General features: G+C 40.2%; 15 protein-coding genes, 4 tRNA genes, 1 pseudogene and 1 riboswitch. Of the genes and pseudogenes, 14 read left to right on the top strand and 6 right to left on the bottom strand.

The window, feature by feature from the left end; all coding sequences use genetic code 11:
- Nucleotides 1-27: 27 nt before the first annotated feature.
- Complete coding sequence (gene ydiJ, locus BKK47_RS10285) at nt 28-3,099, bottom strand: D-2-hydroxyglutarate dehydrogenase YdiJ (protein WP_077494747.1); 3,072 nt, start codon at nt 3,097-3,099, stop codon at nt 28-30.
- Between the two features lie 403 nt (nt 3,100-3,502).
- On the opposite strand from ydiJ, the gene ompA reads away from it, so the two are divergent.
- From ompA to bioB, 9 genes are all read left to right on the top strand, one after another.
- Entirely contained in the window at nt 3,503-4,591 is a 1,089-nt protein-coding gene (ompA, locus tag BKK47_RS10280) for a porin OmpA (RefSeq protein WP_077494746.1), read from the top strand.
- Between the two features lie 112 nt (nt 4,592-4,703).
- Complete coding sequence (locus BKK47_RS10275; protein WP_077494745.1) at nt 4,704-5,285, top strand: LemA family protein; 582 nt, start codon at nt 4,704-4,706, stop codon at nt 5,283-5,285.
- Nucleotides 5,286-5,295: 10 nt separating this feature from the next.
- The gene (locus tag BKK47_RS10270) at nt 5,296-5,745 is read left to right on the top strand and encodes a TPM domain-containing protein (RefSeq protein WP_077494744.1); all 450 of its coding nucleotides are present in this window, start codon (nt 5,296-5,298) and stop codon (nt 5,743-5,745) included.
- A complete protein-coding gene (locus BKK47_RS10265) occupies nt 5,738-6,538 on the top strand; it encodes a TPM domain-containing protein (protein ID WP_077494743.1) in 801 nt (266 codons plus the stop codon). Before BKK47_RS10270 ends, BKK47_RS10265 begins: the two co-directional genes overlap by 8 nt.
- Nucleotides 6,539-6,622: 84 nt before the next feature.
- A complete protein-coding gene (grxD, locus tag BKK47_RS10260; protein WP_077466040.1) occupies nt 6,623-6,952 on the top strand; it encodes a Grx4 family monothiol glutaredoxin in 330 nt (109 codons plus the stop codon).
- A gap of 115 nt (nt 6,953-7,067) precedes the next feature.
- Nucleotides 7,068-7,161: riboswitch (TPP riboswitch) on the top strand.
- Nucleotides 7,162-7,199: 38 nt separating this feature from the next.
- The gene (gene thiB, locus BKK47_RS10255) at nt 7,200-8,198 is read left to right on the top strand and encodes a thiamine ABC transporter substrate binding subunit (protein WP_077494742.1); all 999 of its coding nucleotides are present in this window, start codon (nt 7,200-7,202) and stop codon (nt 8,196-8,198) included.
- Nucleotides 8,199-8,204: 6 nt separating this feature from the next.
- Nucleotides 8,205-9,812: a thiamine/thiamine pyrophosphate ABC transporter permease ThiP gene (gene thiP / locus BKK47_RS10250; protein ID WP_077494741.1), complete on the top strand. Its 1,608-nt coding sequence runs from the start codon at nt 8,205-8,207 to the stop codon at nt 9,810-9,812.
- Nucleotides 9,805-10,434, top strand: coding sequence for a thiamine ABC transporter ATP-binding protein (gene thiQ, locus BKK47_RS10245; RefSeq protein WP_077494740.1), 630 nt, complete (start codon nt 9,805-9,807; stop codon nt 10,432-10,434). Before thiP ends, thiQ begins: the two co-directional genes overlap by 8 nt.
- Before the next feature lie 9 nt (nt 10,435-10,443).
- Nucleotides 10,444-11,457, top strand: a complete 1,014-nt coding sequence (gene bioB / locus BKK47_RS10240; protein WP_077494739.1) for a biotin synthase BioB — start codon at nt 10,444-10,446, stop codon at nt 11,455-11,457.
- 48 nt (nt 11,458-11,505) lie between these two features.
- Here bioB and putP read toward each other — a convergent pair whose 3' ends face one another.
- The 5 genes from putP to BKK47_RS10215 all read right to left on the bottom strand — a co-directional run bounded on the left by putP (nt 11,506) and on the right by BKK47_RS10215 (nt 19,365).
- On the bottom strand, nt 11,506-12,999 hold the full coding sequence (gene putP / locus BKK47_RS10235) for a sodium/proline symporter PutP (protein WP_077494738.1): 1,494 nt from the start codon (nt 12,997-12,999) through the stop codon (nt 11,506-11,508).
- A 169-nt stretch (nt 13,000-13,168) separates the two neighbouring features.
- Nucleotides 13,169-16,621 (bottom strand): bifunctional proline dehydrogenase/L-glutamate gamma-semialdehyde dehydrogenase PutA, encoded by a 3,453-nt coding sequence (gene putA, locus BKK47_RS10230; RefSeq protein ID WP_077494737.1) that lies wholly within the window; start codon nt 16,619-16,621, stop codon nt 13,169-13,171.
- 177 nt (nt 16,622-16,798) lie between these two features.
- Nucleotides 16,799-17,122 (bottom strand): thioredoxin TrxA, encoded by a 324-nt coding sequence (gene trxA, locus BKK47_RS10225; RefSeq protein WP_077494736.1) that lies wholly within the window; start codon nt 17,120-17,122, stop codon nt 16,799-16,801.
- Between the two features lie 118 nt (nt 17,123-17,240).
- Complete coding sequence (locus BKK47_RS10220; protein ID WP_077494735.1) at nt 17,241-18,236, bottom strand: 2-hydroxyacid dehydrogenase; 996 nt, start codon at nt 18,234-18,236, stop codon at nt 17,241-17,243.
- Nucleotides 18,237-18,252: 16 nt separating this feature from the next.
- Entirely contained in the window at nt 18,253-19,365 is a 1,113-nt protein-coding gene (locus BKK47_RS10215; RefSeq protein ID WP_077494734.1) for a methionine biosynthesis PLP-dependent protein, read from the bottom strand.
- 253 nt (nt 19,366-19,618) lie between these two features.
- Here BKK47_RS10215 and BKK47_RS10210 point away from each other — a divergent pair.
- From BKK47_RS10210 to BKK47_RS12725, 5 genes and pseudogenes are all read left to right on the top strand, one after another.
- A tRNA-Gly gene (locus BKK47_RS10210) sits at nt 19,619-19,694 on the top strand.
- Between the two features lie 6 nt (nt 19,695-19,700).
- Nucleotides 19,701-19,774: transfer RNA gene (locus BKK47_RS10205), tRNA-Cys, on the top strand.
- Between the two features lie 21 nt (nt 19,775-19,795).
- Nucleotides 19,796-19,882, top strand: a tRNA-Leu gene (locus BKK47_RS10200).
- 50 nt (nt 19,883-19,932) lie between these two features.
- A tRNA-Lys gene (locus tag BKK47_RS10195) sits at nt 19,933-20,008 on the top strand.
- 81 nt (nt 20,009-20,089) lie between these two features.
- Nucleotides 20,090-20,275, top strand: a pseudogene (locus tag BKK47_RS12725) (ParA family protein); the annotation flags it as partial.

Below are 20,275 nucleotides of genomic sequence, written 5' to 3'. Positions count from 1 at the left end.
ATCCTTAATCCGTAAAATAGAAGAATGCTATTTCATCACTTCCAGCAACGCTTGGACGGGATGTTTTAGCACCGCTTGTTCATAACGTTTTACTTGGCTACGGCAAGAATAGCCGGTTGCTAAACAAAAGTGCGGATCTTTTCCGTGAAGTTTTTTACTCCATGAAATATCGTAAATTTCACGGCTCATGGTTTGGTTTTGCATTTCGTGACCAAATACCCCAGCCATGCCGCAACAGCCCACTTTTTCTACCGTTAATTGTTGCCCGAACTTTTCAAAAATTTGCTGCCATTCTTTTGGACTATTCGGCATAAATGTGGATTCCGTACAATGTGGAAATAAATGCCAATCAAAAGTGCGGTTGGTTTTCGGCAAGTTTTCTAATACGCCTGAATCAAGCTGATTTTTTAGCCACTCATGAGCGGTCAATACATGGAAATCCCCCCGCTGTGCCTGCAGCGCCTCTTTATACTCGTCACGATAAGAAAGCACAATAGCAGGATCTACGCCCACTAACGGCACACCTAATTTGGCAACACGATTAAGAAATTCCGCTTGGTTTTTTGCCGTTTTCGCAAAACGTTTCAAGAACCCTTTAACATGCATAGCTTTGCCGTTTGGTTTGAAGGGAAGCAGAATCGGGTTAAAGCCCAGTTTTTGTGTTAATGCGACAAAATCCCGCACCACTTTCGCATCGTAATAAGAGGTGTAAGGATCTTGCACGATCAGCAAAACTTTCTCTTTTTCCACCGCACTTAGCTGTTCTAAGGCTTCTAACGGTTTGCCTTGATAGCCGATTTCTACAAGCTGTTGGTGTAAATTCGGTGTGGAAAGTAGCGGTAAATCTGTCATTCCTGTGGTTTTTTCCACTAGCCTTTGGGTGCTTTTTAATTGGGTAAAGTAATTGAAAAATTTGGCGTGTTTCGCCATATAGGGGGCGGCAAGTTCCAAATTTGCTACGATATGATCTTTTACCGGACGTAAATAACGACTGTGGTAAAAATGGAAAAATTTTGCACGGAAACTCGGCACATCAATTTTTATCGGACATTGGCTGGCACAGGCTTTGCAGGCAAGGCAGCTATCCATTGCCGCTTTGACTTCATGAGAAAAGTCATATTCCCCACGCCATTTTTGCACGCTATGGCGGATTTTGGCGACAAGTGCGGTCAATTTCACATCATTTTTTTGAAAATCAAGTTGTTCCGGGGAGATGTTTTCATTGGCTAATAAACGCAACCATTCCCGCACCATCGCGGCACGCCCTTTCGGGGAAAACACACGGTTTTTACTCACTTTCATTGAGGGACACATAATGCTGTGTTCATCGAAATTAAAACATAGTCCATTGCCGTTGCAATTCATTGCACCTTTAAATTCATCCCGTATTTGAACCGGAATTTGACGATCGTAGTCAGCCCGCATTGGGGACAAAATGGAGTAGAGTTCATCTTCAGAACCTAAAGGTGTGCAGATTTTTCCGGGGTTTAGGCGATTATGCGGATCAAATAAAAATTTGATATAGCGGAGTTCGTTCCAAAGTTCCGGTGTGAAGAATTTTTCGCCGTAATGGGAGCGCACGCCTTTACCGTGTTCCCCCCATAGTAAGCCGCCGTATTTGACAGTGAGTTCAGCCACCTCGTCAGAAATTTGTTTGAAAAGTTTGATTTGTTCTTTATCACATAAATCCAAAGCCGGACGCACATGTAATACGCCGGCATCGACATGTCCGAACATGCCGTATTGTAAATGGTGACGATCTAGTAAAGCTCGAAATTCGCTGATGTAATCGGCGAGATGTTCCGGTGGAACACAGGTATCTTCTACAAAAGGAATAGGTTTCGCCGCCCCTTTAGCATTGCCAAGTAAACCCACGGCTTTTTTGCGCATCGCATAAATGCGTTCAATAGAAGGGAGGTCATCGCAAATTTGATAACCAATAATATGCTCCTGTTGTTGGGCGATTTTTTCATCTAATGCTTGACAAAGTGCGGTCACTTGACGGTGAATTTTTTCCTGATTATTACCGGCATATTCCACAATATTTAAACCAAAAATAGGGCTGCTTTCTTCTTCAGTTAAAAGTTCGCTGACCGAGTGCCAGATAATATCTTGTTTTGCAAGGTCTAAGACTTTGGAATCTATGGTTTCTACCGAAAGGGCATTCGCTTTCACCATAAAAGGCGCATTGCGTAGTGCCGCATCGAAAGAGTTATATTTTATATTAATGAGGGTACGGTATTGCGGAATAGGCAAGAGATTCAATTTGGCTTCGCAAATGAAGGCAAGAGATCCTTCAGAGCCGGTAAGCAAACGAGTGAGATTAAATTTACTTTCATCTTCGTTGAAGACATTTTTTAAATCATAACCGGTTAAAAAACGATTAAGTTGTGGTAAATCGTTAATGATACTTTCACGTTTTTCTTTGCAATGTTGTGCGATGGTTTGATGGAGCGCTTTGCTGGTTTCATTCAAGCCAAGGGAATCAATATCGTCGAAAATAGCCTGAGATTTGACCGCACTTGTATCCAATATTTCACCGTTTATTAGGACGCTGCGTAATGCGAGGACATGATTTGAGGTTTTACCGTATTGCAGTGAGCCTTGTCCTGAGGCATCGGTGTTAATCATACCACCCACGGTGGCACGATTACTGGTGGAAAGCTCCGGCGCAAAGAATAAACCGTAAGGTTTTAAAAATTGATTGAGTTGATCTTTCACGACGCCTGCTTGCACACGAACCCAGCGTTCTTCTACGTTTAGTTCTAAAATTGCCGTCATATGGCGAGACATATCAACAATAATATTGTGATTAAGAGATTGACCGTTTGTTCCTGTGCCGCCACCACGAGGCGTGAAGGTAAGGGCTTGATATGCGGGCTGATTCGCCAGTTTAGTGAGACGCACAATATCTGCCACGGTTTTCGGGAACAAAATGGCTTGTGGCAGCTGTTGATACACACTATTGTCAGTGGCGAGGCTTAATTGGTCGGCATAATTTGTGGCGATGTCGCCTTCAAAGTGTTGTCCTTTTAGCTCAGTAAGGTAGTGCCGGATGCTTTCATCAAGTTGTGGCGCATTAGAGAGACGAGGTAGCATATGTATTATTTAGAAAATAGGAAAAAGGATGGGGTTGATAATATATGATGTAAAAAAGAATGTCGATTTTTACAGGGGGATTTAGTTTGAAAACAGAAAAACAATGCAAAATAGAGTAAATAATTAGTGAACAAACATTCATTTTTTGCATTGATTGTTTAAAAAATAGACGAAAAAGGCAAAAAAAGTTTGATCTTTGAGTTTTTTATAGGATAATAATCCTACTTTTGAACGTTCCTTTGGCGATACAAAGGAATTGAATTTGTCAAAAGGGTAGGATATAGGGCAAATTCAAAACCCTAGTTAAGCAATGTTTAGAGTGTTACTTAGTTTATAAAGTTCACAATAGACAAGGAAACTTTTATTATTTTTATCAATCGATGACTAGATAGAGGACATCAAAATGAAAAAAACTGCAATCGCATTAGTAGTAGCTGGTTTAGCAGCGACTTCAGTAGCTCAGGCAGCTCCACAAGAAAATACTTTCTATGTTGGTGCTAAAGCAGGTTGGGCATCTTTCCATGATGGTTTAAAACAATTCGACTCAAAATATGTTGGTCATGAAGATGGTTTCGGTGTTAACCGTAACTCTGTAACTTACGGTGTTTTCGGTGGTTACCAAATTTTAAATCGTGACAACTTAGGTTTAGCGGTAGAATTAGGTTACGATGATTTTGGTCGTGCTAAATTCTCTAAAGGCGAAAAAGTTGTTTCAAAACACACTAATCACGGTGCACACTTAAGCTTAAAAGGTAGCTATGGTTTAGGTGGCTTAGTATCAGCTTTAGACGGTGTAGATCTATATGGTCGTGCTGGTGCTGCATTAGTACGTTCTGACTACAAAAATGCTAAAGGTGTTGATCTAAAAGATACAGCTTGGGGTACTCGTGCTCACAGCTTAAAAGTATCTCCGGTATTCGCAGCAGGTGTTGAATATGCATTACCTTCATTACCAGAATTAGCATTACGTGTTGAATATCAATGGTTAACTTCTGTTGGTAAAGATAACAAAATTTCAGAAGGTACTGACTATACTCCGTGGATTGGTTCTGTGACTGCTGGTTTATCTTACCGTTTTGGTCAAGGTGCTCCGGTTGTTGCGCCTGAAGTTGTAAGCAAAACTTTCAACTTAAATTCTGATGTTACTTTCGCTTTCGGTAAAGCAAACTTAAAACCACAAGCACAAGCAACTTTAGACGGTATCTACGGTGAAATCGCACAAGTAAGCAATGCTAAAGTAGCGGTTGCTGGTTATACTGACCGTATCGGTAAAGACGCTGCAAACTTAAAATTATCACAACGTCGTGCAGACTCTGTAGCTAACTACTTAGTTGCTAAAGGTGTTGTGGCACAAGACATCACTGCAACTGGTTACGGTGAAGCTAACCCAGTTACTGGTGCAACTTGTGACGCGGTTAAAGGTCGTAAAGCACTTATCGCTTGCTTAGCACCAGACCGTCGTGTTGAAATCGCAGTTAATGGTTCTAAATAATTTTATTTAGTTATCCATTGATGGATTAAATAGAAAAAGACCTAAACTTCGGTTTAGGTCTTTTCTTTTAACAAGAAGAATTTTTTAAAATTTTATTAATAGGAACACTATCATGAAAAAATGGCTTGTTATTATCCTTATTGCTGTTGTGGCAGGATTTACTTTAATGTCAAGTTATAACGGATTAGTTAAAGCGGAAGAAGAAATTGATTCTGTATGGGCGAATGTTGAATCCTCTTATCAACGCCGTGCGGATCTCATTCCTAATTTAGTGAATACTGTGAAAGGTCAAGCAAACTTTGAACAGCAAACCTTAACGAATGTGATTGAAGCAAGAGCAAAAGCGACACAAACAAAAATTGATCCTTCAAATATGACGGAAGAACAACTTGCTCAATTTCAACAGGAGCAAAATCAAGTGGGATCTGCATTATCCCGATTACTTGTTACTGTTGAACAATATCCGCAATTAAAGGCACATGAAGGCTTTATGAATTTACAAGCACAGCTTGAAGGAACGGAAAATCGCATTAATGTTGCCCGTAACAAGTTTAATGATGCAGCTCGGTTGTATAACCAAAAAGTACGTCAATTTCCAGCAAAATTTGCTGCGTTGATTTTTGGTTTTAAAGAAAAACCTTACTTTAAATCCTCAGCAGGTGCTGAAAATGCGCCAACAGTGAATTTTAACTAGGGCATAGCGGATGAAATTCCTTTCAAGAATCCCTGTCGATAAAAAACAAATTGAGGCGGCGATTGCTCGCCTTGAAAGTCAAAGTTCGGCAGAATTACGGGTTTATATTGAACGTAAATTACCAAAAACCGAGAAAGGATTATCGGCGATTGAGCGAGCATTACAAATTTTTGGTGGGCTTGATATGCATCAAACAGCAGCAAAAAATGCAGTATTAATTTATGTTGGATACAAAAATCATCTTTGTGCCATTATTGGTGATAAAGGAATTCATCAATTTGTCGATGATGCTTATTGGCAAAAACAATGTGATTTAATGATTGCACGATTTAAGGAAAAAGCCTATACACAAGGTATCGTTGAGGCGATTGAACATATTACCGATACCTTAAAAACGCATTTTCCTATTCAAGTTGATGACAGAAATGAATTGCCAAATGAGGTGATTATTCATGACTAAACTTTTGCAAATCATGAAAAGTGCGGTTGTTTTTATCTTCGTTTTTTGGGGGGCTTTTGTCTCTGCCGCAGAGTTTCCGCCTACGCCAAATCCTTTCCATTATGTGAATGATTACACCAATACGCTTTCCTCACAGCAACGGCAACTTCTTGAAAACAAACTGGTCTCTTATGGAGAGGCAACCAGCTCGCAAATTGCCGTTGTGCTTGTACCGACTACCGGTGAATATGAAATTGCGGATTATACTTTTGCCTTAGGTGATAAGTGGGGAATAGGGCGTAAGCAGCTAAATAACGGCGTTTTAATGTTAATTGCAAAAAATGATCGCAAAGTATTTATTGCGACAGGGCAAGGTTTAGAAGGGGTATTACCGGACGCTTTTTTATCACAGGTTATCCGCAATGCAATTTTACCGCAATTTAAACAAGGGCAGTATGCTCAGGGTATTAATGACGGATTAAATGACATTATCGCTGCAAGCCAAGGGGAATATGGTGCTTATCAAATGGAAGATAGTGAGTTTGATAAATATATTCCCTTTATTATGGTGCTGGTGTTTATTGCCTTTGTTGTGTTTGGCGAATATCAATATCATAAAGATGAAATTTATATCAGCCCGAATCAGCGTGATCAATTGAATCGAATTGTGCGTCAATCAACATTATCCCGTCGTCGTGGGGGAGGCTCCGGTTTCGGCGGAGGATTTGGTGGCGGATTCGGCGGAGGTGGTTCATCGGGAGGTGGTTTTGACGGTGGAGGCTTCGGCGGTGGCGGTGCGGGCGGAAGTTGGTAAACCTGACCTGATTACTCAAGTTCTAATTTGTGATACCTCTAACTTATGTTAGAATACGCGCCTCTACTTTTTACGGGGAACATTATGGAAACGTTAGACAAAATCAAAAAACAAATCAGCGAAAACCCGATTTTAATTTATATGAAAGGCTCACCAAAATTGCCTTCTTGTGGTTTTTCTGCTCGTGCGGCAGAGGCATTAATGAACTGTAAAGTACCTTTTGGTTATGTGGACATTCTTCAACATCCGGATATTCGAGCTGAATTACCGGCTTACGCTAATTGGCCAACTTTCCCACAATTATGGGTAGAGGGTGAATTAATTGGTGGCTGTGATATTATTCTGGAAATGTATCAAGCAGGTGAGTTGCAAACGTTATTAAGCGAAGTTGCAGCAAAGCACCAAGAAGCATAATCTTCCATCCTTAAAACCCGTTTATTGCGGGTTTTATTTTGTCTAAATTTTGTGATCAAGCTAACAGTTTTGTTTCAAGATGCTTGTATATTTTAAAAAGTTTATATAGACTTTTAGCCCTTAGTCGGGGTGCTAACATTGTTTGGCTGAGAGATACCCGTGAACCTGAAACAGATAATGCTGGCGTAGGAAACTAACTCTTTTCATTAGGCTGTTTCTTCATTTCTATTTTTATAAGGACAGTACAATGAAGAAAATAATCCTCATTTCAACCGCACTTTTTGCTGCTTCTGCATTTGCTCAAACTGCTGCACAACCACTCACTGTTTATACTTACGATTCTTTTAGTGCCGATTGGAGTGCTGGGCCGAAAGTTAAAACCGGCTTTGAAAAACAATTTCCACAGTGTCAGTTAAATTATGTTGCCTTTGATAATAATGGTACTTTGTTTAATCGTGTACGCTTAGAAGGAAAAAAAATTAAAGCGGATGTGGTATTAGGTTTAGATAATCATCAAATTGATGAAGCCAAAAAATTAGCAATGTTTGAGCCTAACCAAGTGGATCTTGGTAAATTGGCATTACCGCTAAAATGGGATGATCACACATTTTTGCCTTTTGATTTTGCAAAATATGCCTTTATTTACGATAAAAATAAATTAACTAACCCTCCAACAAGTTTGAAGGAATTGATTGCACGTAAAGATCTAAAAGTGCTATATCAAGATCCGCGTACCAGTAGTATCGGGCGCGGTTTATTACTTTGGGTAAATGCCCTTTATCCGCAGTCGGAAGCACAAAATATCTGGAAAACCTTGTCAGAACACACTGTAACCATTACAAAAGGCTGGACAGAAGCCTACGGTGCATTCTTAAAGGGGGAGGGGGATCTCGTGTTAAGCACAAACACCTCGCCAATTTACCATATTCTTTCTGAGCAAAAAGATAATTATATGGCAACGGAATTTAGTGAAGGCGGCGTATTACAAGTGGAAGTCGTTGCTAAAGTAGCGAACCGTAATAACGCTTGTGCGGATCACTTTCTTGATTATTTGATTTCATCGGAAGCACAAGCCGATATTGCGAAAAATAATGTGATGTTACCGGTCATTGATAGCCCTATCGAAAGTCATATTGATGCGCTAAAAAAACATACTCAAAGTACGCCGGTATTGGATACGTCAAAAGTCACGGGAGAACAATTAAAAACTTGGATTAATCAGTGGCAAAAAGCACTTTCTAAATAGTTTCTAATGATATCGTTGTTTTCTCATCCGCATTTCCGTCCTCGTCATTATATTGGCGGAAGTGCGGTTATTTTTTTCATTGTTTTGCTTTATACCACATCGCTTTCTGCGGTATTTTCCGTCGGTGGAAATTATTCTTGGGAGGCTTTCAAGCAGGATGACTATTTACACCAAATTATCTTTTTTAGTTTTGGGCAAGCCTTTTTGTCAGCATTGCTTGCCGTGCTGATCGGGGCATTATTTGGACGTGCGTTTTTTTATCAGCCTTTCCCGGGAAAACGTCTTATCCAGCGTTTACTTTCCCTTACTTTTGTGTTGCCGGCGCTTTTGGTGATCTTTGGCTTACTCGAGATTTATGGCACAGAAGGTTGGTTAAGTCGGATAATGCAGTGGTTAGGGATTAATTGGAAACCGACAATTTATGGGTTGAAAGGTATATTAATTGCCCACCTCTTTTTTAATATTCCCCTTGCTGCGAGGGTAACGCAACAAGCCTTGCAAGCTATTCCCTCAGAACAGCATCAGTTAGCCGCACAATTAAATATTCGAAGTTGGCAATTTTTTCGTTTAATTGAAATACCTTACCTTAAAAACCAGCTTTTACCGACTTTTGTTCTCATTTTTATGCTGTGTTTTACCAGTTTCACCATCGTGCTTTCTCTTGGTGGCGGGCCACAAAATAGCACTTTGGAGGTTGCTATTTACCAAGCGATCTTTTTTGAATTTGATTTTCCTAAAGCGGCTTTATTTGCCTTGATTCAATTTGTTTTTTGCTTTGTATTATTTGGGGTATCCCAAATTTTTGCTAAACCGCCGGAAACCAACCTTTCCCAACGCTATATTTGGTTGATGCCGCCATCAAGTGCGGTCAAAATTTTTAATGTTTTTATTTTGTTTAGCGTATGTTTATTTCTTTTCATGCCACTGCTGAGTATTGTAGTGGAAGGGGTCAGCGCACCGGAATGGTTTAGTTTTTGGCAAGATCCCCAATTATGGAAAGCGTTAATCTATTCCCTTTCAATGGCTCCCGCTTCAGGTGTATTAGCGATAGTATTTTCTTTTTTATTACTTCTGCTTTCCCGCCAGCTACAATGGCTTCATTTTCCTGTGTTTGCAACCCTCATTCAAACCGGTGGTATGATGATTTTAGCCGTACCAACGTTAATTCTTTCGGTAGGATTATTTTTAATTTTACAGGAAATGGATTTTAGCAATGTTCATTTATTTTTAATTGTCGTGCTGTGTAATGCGTTAGCCGCAATGCCTTTTGTCATTCGAATTTTAAACACACCGATGATGCAAGCTACGCAGTATTACGAAAAATTGTGTTTATCGCTAAATCTTAAAGGGTGGCAACGCTTCAAATTAATTGAATATCCCTTATTAAAAACACCGCTAAAATATACCTTTGCTTTGGCGACAACGCTCTCTTTAGGGGATTTTACGGCAATTGCACTGTTTGGTAGTCCGGATTTTACTTCTTTACCGCACTTGCTTTATCAACAAATCGGACAATATCGGAGTCAAGAAGCGGCGATTACAGCATTTATTTTGCTTAGCTTATGTCTTGGATTATTTATGTTTATTGAACACAATAGGGAAAACAATGATTAAATTAAAACAAGTGAAATTTAATTATCAATCCATGCCGATGATGTTTGATTTACATATTGCGGCACAAGAAAAAGTCGCAATTATCGGTGAGAGTGGTGCAGGGAAAAGTACCCTATTAAATCTGATTGCCGGTTTTGACTATGCCAATGAGGGGGAAATTTGGCTTAACGGTGAAAATCATACGAGAAGCGCCCCTTATGAACGCCCGGTTTCCATGTTATTTCAAGAAAATAATTTGTTCACCCATTTGACCGTGGCGGAAAATATCGCATTAGGCTTAAAACCGAATTTGTCCCTTTCAAAGGAAGAGAAAATACGAATTGAACAAGTCGCAAGTGCGGTTAATTTACAGGATTTTTTAACGAGAAAATCGACCGCACTTTCCGGTGGACAAAAACAACGTGTTGCATTGGCACGTTGTCTGTTGCGTGATAAACCCATTTTATTATTGGATGAACCTTTCTCCGCACTTGATCCGCAATTACGTATGGAAATGTTAAAGTTGCTCGACCAGTTATGTGATGAAAAGATGCTAGCCTTACTGCTTGTTACCCATCAGCCTAAAGAATTAGAAGGGCATATTGATCGTATTATTCATATTCATCAAGGACAAAATTTATAGGAAAAAAGTATGACAACCGTACAATCTGTTCAATTAACCGAAATAACCCCTCACCCCTCTGTGGAGTATTGGTCTGTTTGTAAAGTAGAAGCATTGTATGAAACTCCTTTTTTGGAGTTGATTTATCGTGCTGCACAAGTGCATCGAGAACATTTCAATCCGCGGGCAATTCAACTTTCAACATTAATGTCAATTAAAACCGGCGGTTGTCCGGAAGATTGTGGTTACTGCCCGCAATCGGCACGTTACCAAACCGGTGTGCAAAATCAGCAATTATTGGATGTAGATGAAGTGATTGCCAAAGCCAAAATTGCCAAGTCTCGTGGTGCGGGGCGATTTTGTATGGGGGCGGCGTGGCGCGGTCCAAAACCTAAAGATATAGGAAAAGTAACACAAATTATTAAGGCAGTGAAAGAACTCGGCTTGGAAACTTGTGGTACGTTCGGATTATTACAAGACGGAATGGCTGAAGAATTGAAAGAGGCGGGATTGGACTATTATAACCATAATCTTGATACCGCACCGGAACATTATCGTGAGGTTATCGGCACGCGTCGTTTTGATGACCGCTTAAGTACTTTAGGTAAAGTACGTAAAGCCGGTTTAAAAGTATGTTGTGGCGGTATCGTGGGGATGAATGAGACCCGTAAAGAGCGTGCCGGTTTAATTGCCAGCCTTGCGAATTTAGATCCTCAACCTGAATCTGTCCCCATTAATCAGTTAGTCAAAGTGGAGGGGACTCCCCTTGTTGATGCAGAAGATTTAGACTGGACGGAATTTGTTCGTACTATTGCCGTTGCACGAATTACGATGCCAAAAAGTTATGTACGCTTATCGGCAGGACGTCAAGGGATGACAGAAGAAATGCAGGCTATGTGTTTTATGGCAGGTGCTAATTCTATTTTCTATGGTGATAAATTACTCGTTACCGGTAATCCTGAGGAAGACGGTGATCAATTACTTATGGCAAAATTCGATCTTGAACCCGAAACAGAAGAAAATCGAAAAGTACTTGAGCGATAGAGTAGAGGATACAAAAAGTGCGGTTAATTTTAACCGCACTTTTCAATTTTAATTATTTTTTGATTCAAACTCCTCTAATGCCTCGTCAAACTGTTCGGCAACAAGAGGGTGCACAGGGGAAAACACAGAGGATGTGAGCGTAATAAATGAACAAACTAAGAAGCCGGGGATAATTTCGTAAAGTTGAGATAAATCGTTCCAGCCTAAGAATTTCATTAATGGACTCCAACCGACTACGGTTACAGCACCCGATAACATCCCCCATAATGCTGCTTTGGAACTAATATTACGGTTAAAGAGTGAGAGAATGACCACAGGTCCGAATGCTGCTCCGAAGCCTGCCCAAGCATAAGATACCAAGCCCATTACTTTAGAGTTCGGATCTTGGGCGATGACAATGGCCACAACGGAAATGGCTAATACCATTATGCGACCAACCCATACTAATTCTTGGCTTGACGCATTTTTACGGAAGAAACCTTTATAGAAATCTTCAGTAATCGCAGCCGAGCACATTAATAATTGAGCGGATAGCGTACTCATGACGGCGGCTAAAATTGCTGATAAAACAATGCCGACAATCCACGGATTAAACATCACTTTTGAAAGTTCAATAAAAATAGATTCTGCGTTTTCGAGCGGAATATTTTGGTGAGTGAAATAAGCCAAACCAAAGTAACCCACCGATACGGCTCCCCCTAGACAGAGGAACATCCACACAATACCAATTGTTCGCGCTTTATTAAGTGCTGACACCGAATCTGCTGCCATAAAGCGAGCCAAGATATGCGGTTGTCCGAAATAGCCTAAACCCCAAGCAAGAGCGGAAATGACGCCAATTCCCGATACATTATGTAACCAGTTACTATATGGAATATTGGTTACGGCGGACTTGGCGGCTAACGCAGCGTTGATCTCTTCCCATCCGATATTCACGAATGCCATTACCGGTGCAAGAATGAGTGCAAAAATCATTAAAGAGGCTTGAATAGTATCACTCCAAGAGACTGCCAAATAACCGCCGATAAAGGTATAAGCGATAGTGGCAATCGCACCCAACCAAAGCGCGGTATAATAATCCAATCCAAGTAAACTTTGGAACAATTTTGCCCCAGCGACCACACCAGAAGCACAGTAAATAGTGAAGAAAAATAAAATAATGGAGGAAGAAATAATTTTTAACGCTTTTTTCTGACGCGGGAATCGTTGGGCGAAGAATTCCGGTAAAGTAAGCGCATTATTGTATTTTTCAGTGAAAATACGTAAACGACCGGCAACAATTTTGTAGTTCATAAAGGCGCCGACAGTTAGTCCGACGGCAATCCATGCTTCGGATAAACCGGAGAGGTAAATTGCACCCGGCAATCCCATTAAGAGCCAACCTGACATATCGGAAGCGCCGGCGGACATTGCTGTTACGAAACTTCCCATTTTTCGACCGCCAAGAATGTAATCGTCAAAGTTTTGAGTGGAACGATAAGCATATAAACCAATGCCTAAAATTACCAATAAATACAAGCCGAATGTGATGTAAATCTGCATAGCTTTACTCCTGTTATTAAGGTATTAGCCTGTGTAGTGGATTTATTCTTGCCATTTTAAATATATAACTGATTGTGGTTGAATAAATCCAATTCTACAAAAGACCTTATTGTCGCTTGTTAATCATAAAAAGGAAACATAGAACGTCATTTTTTATAGACTTTTTAAATCAATGTTCTTCCGCCGCCATTAATGATGTGTTTCCTCCGGCAGCAGTTGTGTTATAGCTACGAGAGAATTCATCATATAAAGGTAATAAATCTTGTGTTGTACTCCAGTCGAAACATTTAAAGATAGCTTTACTGTTTTCTGCTAACCATAGGCGACGCTGTGTATTAAGTGTGGTCAAATACACGCCTTTTTGACAGTGTCCGAGTTTGGTATCGACCCGAATACCCGTTTGGCGATTTTGGGCAAGCGGATGACTAGGTTCAACCAAAACAGTGAAACCTGCCGATAATAGTTTTTCTGCTGCAGATTGAGAAGCCAATAAATCGCCATTAAGGATTGCGACCTCGCAAGGTAAATAGGCAAGGCTGTTATGTTCGCCGGTAATACTTTCCAATACCGGTTTAGATTGCGGAAGGCTGTTTTCATCACCAAATTGGCTGTAATAATTTGGTGTACGGGTTAAGCGTTGGAGATAAAATTCTCCGCCTGCTTTAGGTCCCGTACCGGATAAACCATGCCCTCCGAATGGTTGTACTCCCACGACCGCACCTACAATATTTCGGTTGATATAGAAATTACCGCAATTAAGGTGTTTTTCTACTAAGCTCATTTGTTTACGAATTCGACTGTGGCAACCTCCGGTTAGGGCATAACCTTTTTCATTGACTTTGTCGAGTACGTTGATGAGATCCTCCTTACGATAGCGAATAATATGAAGAATTGGACCGAATACTTCTCTTTGTAGCTGATCGAGATTATCCAACAGATAAACGGACGGAGCGATAAAATGCCCGTCTTCCGGCACAGCTAGTTCCGTATAGGTAACAGCCACTTTACGCATATTGGATTGATGGTTGAGCAAGTTTTGTTTTGCTTCTTCGTCAATAACTGGGCCAATATCGGTTTCAAGTAAACGCGGATCACCTAGGCTTAATTCTTTCATTGCCTCGCTAATCATTCGATAGTATTGATCGGCGATTTCTTCTTGCAGTAATAGAATACGGAGAGCAGAGCAGCGTTGACCTGCTGAATCAAAAGCGGAGCTTAATACATCTGCAACCACTTGTTCCGGTAAGGCGGAGCTATCGACTACCAGTACGTTTTGTCCACCTGTTTCTGCAATCAAAATAGGATCATTGTCTGCAACAGCTAAACGTTTTTCGATAAGTTTTGCCACTTCGGTTGAGCCAGTGAATACGACAGCATCGAATGGTTGTTGAACAAGTGCAGAACCGAGATCTCCCGCCCCTAGCACTAATTGTAAGGTTTCTATCGGAATACCGGCTTGGTGAAGTAATTTTACTGCTGCATAAGCAATGAGTGAGGTTTGTTCTGCAGGTTTGGCTATCACTGCATTACCGGCAGCGAGGGAAGCGGCAATTTGACCGGTAAAGATTGCTAGTGGGAAATTCCAAGGGGAAATACAAAGTACTTTGCCACGGGCTTCACCAAGTTTATTGATAGCCGCTAGACTTTCAAGTTGATTTGCATAATAGCGGAGAAAATCAACCGCCTCACGAAGTTCGGCAATAGCATTCGGTAACGTTTTACCGGCTTCAAGCATTGCTAATTTCATCAATAAACCGTGATTTTCTTCATAGAGATCAGCCGCTTTGCGTAAAATATTGGCTTTTTCGACCGCACTTTTCGTACTCCAGTTTTGGTTGTTGGCGGCTGAAAATACCGCTTGCGCTTGATCGATTTCTAAGAAACGTATTTCACCGACAGTTTCTGTTAGTTTTGCAGGATTTTTCACATACTGTACGGCTTGTTGGCTTGGGGCGTCCAGTAGGATAAGAGATTCCGCATTTCCAATTTGAGCATTATTCAAGGCTTGTTCAAGTTTTTCCAATACCAGCTCGTTGGTTAAATCAAAGCCGGCGGAATTACGACGATCGTGAAATAATTCAAGGGGTTTACGTACCAGTTTATTGGGTTCGCCATTGGATTTGCTATACAGTTTCCACGGCGGAGTAACTAACTGAGAAACCGGAATACTCTCGTCCACTAATTGATGAACAAAGGACGAATTTGCACCATTTTCAAGCAAACGGCGAACGAGATAAGCAAGCAAGGTTTCATGAGTCCCTACCGGAGTATAAACACGTACTTGTTGGCTGAAATTTTCATTACCTACGATATTGTCGTAAAGGCTTTCCCCCATACCGTACAAGCATTGAAACTCAAATCTTTTTCCTTGTCCGAGTTCATAAATAGTACACATTGTGAGAACGTTATGAGTAGCAAATTGCGGGTAAATGACATCCTGTGCCGCCAACAATTTTTTGGCACAAGCAACATAGGCAATATCAGTATGATTTTTGCGGGTGAAAAGCGGGAAATCATCTAAACCATCAGTTTGTGCCCATTTGATTTCACTGTCCCAGTAGGCGCCTTTTACTAGGCGGATCATCAAATAGTGTTGTTTTTCACGGGCAAGATTGATCAAATAATCTAAAACATACGGGCAGCGTTTAGAATAACTTTGTACAACAAAACCAATACCTTTATAGTCTTTGAGCTCCGGTTCATCAAGTAATTTTTCGATTAAATCAAGAGAGAGTTCGAGGCGATTTGCTTCTTCCGCATCAATATTCACGCTAATATTGTATTTTTGTGCCAGCAAGAAGAGTTGTTTTACACGAGGATAAAGCTCATTCATTGTGCGATCATATTTCGCACGATTATATTTAGGATGAATGGCGGAAAGTTTTACAGAGATACTGTTACCATTGTAAATATTTCGATCTGTGGCATTTTTACCGACTTCCTCAATGGCATGTAAATAATCGTTGAAGTAACGATCAGCATCGGTAGCCGTCATTGCGGCTTCGCCCAACATATCGAATGAAAAGGTAAATCCTTTTTTATAGCGGGGTTGGATATGTTTAAGCGCTTCATGTATATTTATGCCTGCCACAAATTGTTTCCCTATAATCTGCATAGACTTCACCATAATTTGACGCATGACTGGTGCAGTAAAACGGGAAAAAATATTCTTTAGATTGTTGGTGAGTTGAGTTTCCGTAAGATTTTCACTGATTTTTCTACCGAACATTAAACCATAGCTGGCAGCGTTAATGAAAATAGATTTTGAATTGCCTAGGTGGGATCGCCAATTACCGTCTTGTAATTTTTCGTAGATAAGGTCATCACGGGTTTTGTCATCAGGAATGCGTAATAAGGCTTCTGCCAAGCACATCAACGCAACACCCTCCTCTGAACTTAGCGAAAACTCCTCCATCAAAGCGTCTGCACCATATTGTTTTTGTTTAATATGACGTAATTTATTGATGAGCTTGGTAGCATGATCTGTAATACGTTTTTCTTGTTCTTCTGTGAAATCAAGGGTTGCCATTAGCTGATCAATTGCTATTTTTTCATCAAGGCGATAATTTTCAGTAATGACCCGACGTTCTGGAGAGTAAGTTTTAGAAAGTGAAATAGACATTTGATAATCCTTTGTTTCTATTGTGTTATAAGATTATTTGCTGAAAGTAAGTCTATTTAAACAAAATGTAAACAAAAGCTTTTGAGATTTGTGAGTAATATCACAGAAAAAATGTAGATTAGAGAAGAATATAAAAAAATCCTCTTATTTTAAGTTTAATAAGAGGATTTAAGATAATTAAAGATGCTGATTGATAAAGTTGGCTAACTGACCTTTTGGTAACGCACCGACTTGTGTTGCAACAACCTCACCATTTTTCATTAAAAGTAAAGTCGGGATACTGCGTACACCGAATTGACCGGCAACCAGTTGGTTTTCATCAACATTGATTTTTACGATTTTTGCTTTGCCGGCAAATTCCGGGGCAAGCTCATCCAATACCGGCGCAATCATTTTGCAAGGACCACACCATGGTGCCCAAAAATCAACTAATACCGGAATATCAGAACGTAATACATCTGCTTCAAATGTCGTATCTGTTGTGTGTAATACTTGGCTCATTTTTGTTTCCTTTTTTGTGAATAATGCTCCCAATATAAGGGCATTTTGTGAAATTACAAGTGCGGTCAGAATAGCACGGGTTATTTAAAAGTACACTTATTAATTTAATCACTAAAAGCTAAGAGGGAAAAACCTGATTTTCGCAAGGTTTACCTGATTTTAGTTTATATACATTGGCAAGTGTAACATCTGCAATACTGGTTAAAGCTTCTTCTGTTAAGAATGCTTGATGACCGGTAAGTAGTACATTATGGCACGAAGAAAGGCGGCGGAATACATCATCTTGAATGACTTCATTAGATTTATCTTCAAAGAATAAATCGCGTTCATTTTCATAGACATCCATACCCAATGCACCTATTTTACGCTGTTTGAGGGCATCAATTGCTGCGGGCGTATCAATGAGAGAGCCCCGGCTTGTATTTATGATCATGATCCCATCTTTCATCTTTGCAAACGCTTCACGATTGAGTAAATGATAATTTTCCGGCGTAGCGGGGCAATGTAAAGTAATCACATGAGATTTTTCATAGATCTCGTCAAGTTCAACATATTTTGCACCAAGCTCCTCAGCAACAGGGTTTTTAAAAGGATCATAAGCAAGAATATGCATTCCAAAGCCTTTTAAAATACGCATAACGGCAACTCCAATTTTACCTGTACCTATAATGCCGACTGTTCGTCCGTGCATATTAAATCCAATAAGTCCTTCTAAAGAAAAATTGGCTTCACGGGTACGCTGATAAGCACGATGAATTCGGCGATTAAGTGTCATCATTAAGCCGACGGTATGTTCTGCCACGGCTTCAGGAGAATAAGCCGGCACACGAACTACTTGAAGTCCAATATCTTGTGCAGCCTTCAAATCCACATTATTGAAACCGGCACAACGCAAAGCAATGGTTTTTACGCCAAGTGCGGTCAATTTTTCCAACACTTTTCGACTCCCGTCATCATTGACAAAAATACAAACCACTTCACAATGTTCCGCCAAGCGGGCTGTACTTTCATTCAACATGAAGTCGAAAAATTCAAGATCAAAACCGTATTTTGCATTGATTAATTCAAAGTATTTACGGTCATAGTTCTTTGTACTGTAAACTGCAATTTTCATCTTACCTCCAAGAGGATTATTTCAAATGAGAAAATGCCTGAAGTAAATCTGCTTTGATATCTTCCACATTTTCGATACCCACTGAAAAACGTAGTAACGTATTAGTGATCCCTCGAGCTACACGTTCTGTTTCCGGAATATCCATATGGGTTTGAGTTGCCGGATAAGTGATAAAACTTTCAGTTCCACCAAGGCTTTCTGCAAAGGTGATGAGTTTGATGGATTTTAAAAAAGTATTGACCCAATTTTCATTTTTTAAACGGAAAGAAAGCATTCCACCTTTGTTTGGATAAAGAACGGAATCAACCTGTGGTTGGGATTTTAAAAATTCTGCAACGGTCTGCGCATTTTCTTGGTGGCGTTTCATACGTAGAGAGAGGGTTTTCATTCCACGAATCGTCAACCATGAATCAAAAGGTGAAAGTACTGCACCGGCGCCATTTTGAATATAGGCGATACGTTCACAAAGTTCTTGACCTTTTGCCACGATCAGACCAACAAGCACATCATTATGACCGGCAATATATTTAGTACCGCTGTGAATAACAATATCCGCCCCTAAATCTAGCGGGCGGGAAAGTACGGGTGTTAAGAACGTATTATCGACGATCAACATTAATTGATGTTTTTTGGCGAGTTTCGCAATTTCTGCTACATCGCATTCTTCCATTAATGGATTAGACGGCGTTTCGATAAAAATCGCTTTGGTATTGGGGGTAATGGCTGCTTCAATATCCTCAGTAGAAGCCGTATTAACATAAACCGGTTTTACACTATTGTTCTTTTTATAAGAAAAATCTAAAAGGCGGTAAGTTCCGCCATAAACATCGCTGGAAACAATCCACTCATCTGGCGCGGTAAAAAGGCTCATTAGCACCTGGATTGCCGCCATGCCCGATGAAAATGCAAAACCCTGATCTCCGTTTTCTAATTGGGCGATTGTGTTTTCTAACACTGAGCGGGTTGGGTTTTTTGTGCGAGTATAATCAAATCCCGTACTCTCACCAATGCCATGATGCCCGTATGCAGTAGAAAGAAAAATTGGCGTAGAAACTGCACCAGTGCGTTCATCGGTGCGATTACCGGCTTGAGCGAGTAGGGTATCAATTGCATATTGTTGTGTTGTCATAATATCCTCGAAAATAATTTAAAAAGTGACCGCACTTTTTATGAATTATGAAAAAAATAGTAAAAGCATTTTGGCATAAAGCCTAAAGTGATAAAAGAAGAAATTAAGAGATAGCAGTAAATTTCATTTTTTCATCATTTATTGTAAATAATTTAAACGAAATGAAGTTTTTTTAGACGGTTAAGATTTTTTTTAAGATCTATGATTGACAGCGTTTAAAATATCCGTAAAATGCGCACCACTAACAGCGAATGCGGGAATAGCTCAGTTGGTAGAGCACGACCTTGCCAAGGTCGGGGTCGCGAGTTCGAGCCTCGTTTCCCGCTCCAATTACTGGCGTGTTAGCAAAGCGGTTATGCACTGGATTGCAAATCCATGTAGCTCGGTTCGACTCCGGGACACGCCTCCATAATACGCTATAAGTTAGTTTGCCCGAGTGGTGGAATCGGTAGACACAAGGGATTTAAAATCCCTCGCCTTTCGAGGCGTGCCAGTTCAAGTCTGGCTTCGGGCACCATCTAATAGCTGCACTATTCGCTGAAAAAACTATTTAATATCCTATTCTTAGGGTCGTTAGCTCAGTCGGTAGAGCAGCGGACTTTTAATCCGTTGGTCGAAGGTTCGAATCCTTCACGACCCACCAAGTATTTATTTTTCCTCCAATTCAATTGTAAAAGTTTAATACTCCTTAACGTTACTACGGATACCTCAGACAGAGCGATTCGTTTTAGCTGTGGGTATCTTATTTTTCCCTATTCTTCTATATATTCTGTCCGCGAAAGAATTTATTCGTGGAACGGTTGGTATGTATCAGGACTTGCAAATTTTTGAACCCTTTGGTTTCAAACTCCTGCCTTTAAAATTCATCGCTAACTATGTAGATAATACAAATGATGTGAAGTTTGTACTC

The organism is Rodentibacter mrazii (assembly GCF_001998825.1).
GTDB lineage: Bacteria > Pseudomonadota > Gammaproteobacteria > Enterobacterales > Pasteurellaceae > Rodentibacter > Rodentibacter mrazii.
The sequence above is the reverse complement of the archived record's forward strand: the minus strand, read 5'-3'. Positions and strand labels throughout refer to the sequence as shown.

What these genes read in the sequence shown, in the direction of transcription:
- ydiJ (WP_077494747.1), bottom strand. Translation starts at nt 3,099, where the DNA reads ATGCTACCTCGTCTCTCTAATGCGCCACAACTTGATGAAAGCATCCGG.
- ompA (WP_077494746.1), top strand. Translation starts at nt 3,503, where the DNA reads ATGAAAAAAACTGCAATCGCATTAGTAGTAGCTGGTTTAGCAGCGACT.
- BKK47_RS10275 (WP_077494745.1), top strand. Translation starts at nt 4,704, where the DNA reads ATGAAAAAATGGCTTGTTATTATCCTTATTGCTGTTGTGGCAGGATTT.
- BKK47_RS10270 (WP_077494744.1), top strand. Translation starts at nt 5,296, where the DNA reads ATGAAATTCCTTTCAAGAATCCCTGTCGATAAAAAACAAATTGAGGCG.
- BKK47_RS10265 (WP_077494743.1), top strand. Translation starts at nt 5,738, where the DNA reads ATGACTAAACTTTTGCAAATCATGAAAAGTGCGGTTGTTTTTATCTTC.
- grxD (WP_077466040.1), top strand. Translation starts at nt 6,623, where the DNA reads ATGGAAACGTTAGACAAAATCAAAAAACAAATCAGCGAAAACCCGATT.
- thiB (WP_077494742.1), top strand. Translation starts at nt 7,200, where the DNA reads ATGAAGAAAATAATCCTCATTTCAACCGCACTTTTTGCTGCTTCTGCA.
- thiP (WP_077494741.1), top strand. Translation starts at nt 8,205, where the DNA reads ATGATATCGTTGTTTTCTCATCCGCATTTCCGTCCTCGTCATTATATT.
- thiQ (WP_077494740.1), top strand. Translation starts at nt 9,805, where the DNA reads ATGATTAAATTAAAACAAGTGAAATTTAATTATCAATCCATGCCGATG.
- bioB (WP_077494739.1), top strand. Translation starts at nt 10,444, where the DNA reads ATGACAACCGTACAATCTGTTCAATTAACCGAAATAACCCCTCACCCC.
- putP (WP_077494738.1), bottom strand. Translation starts at nt 12,999, where the DNA reads ATGCAGATTTACATCACATTCGGCTTGTATTTATTGGTAATTTTAGGC.
- putA (WP_077494737.1), bottom strand. Translation starts at nt 16,621, where the DNA reads ATGTCTATTTCACTTTCTAAAACTTACTCTCCAGAACGTCGGGTCATT.
- trxA (WP_077494736.1), bottom strand. Translation starts at nt 17,122, where the DNA reads ATGAGCCAAGTATTACACACAACAGATACGACATTTGAAGCAGATGTA.
- BKK47_RS10220 (WP_077494735.1), bottom strand. Translation starts at nt 18,236, where the DNA reads ATGAAAATTGCAGTTTACAGTACAAAGAACTATGACCGTAAATACTTT.
- BKK47_RS10215 (WP_077494734.1), bottom strand. Translation starts at nt 19,365, where the DNA reads ATGACAACACAACAATATGCAATTGATACCCTACTCGCTCAAGCCGGT.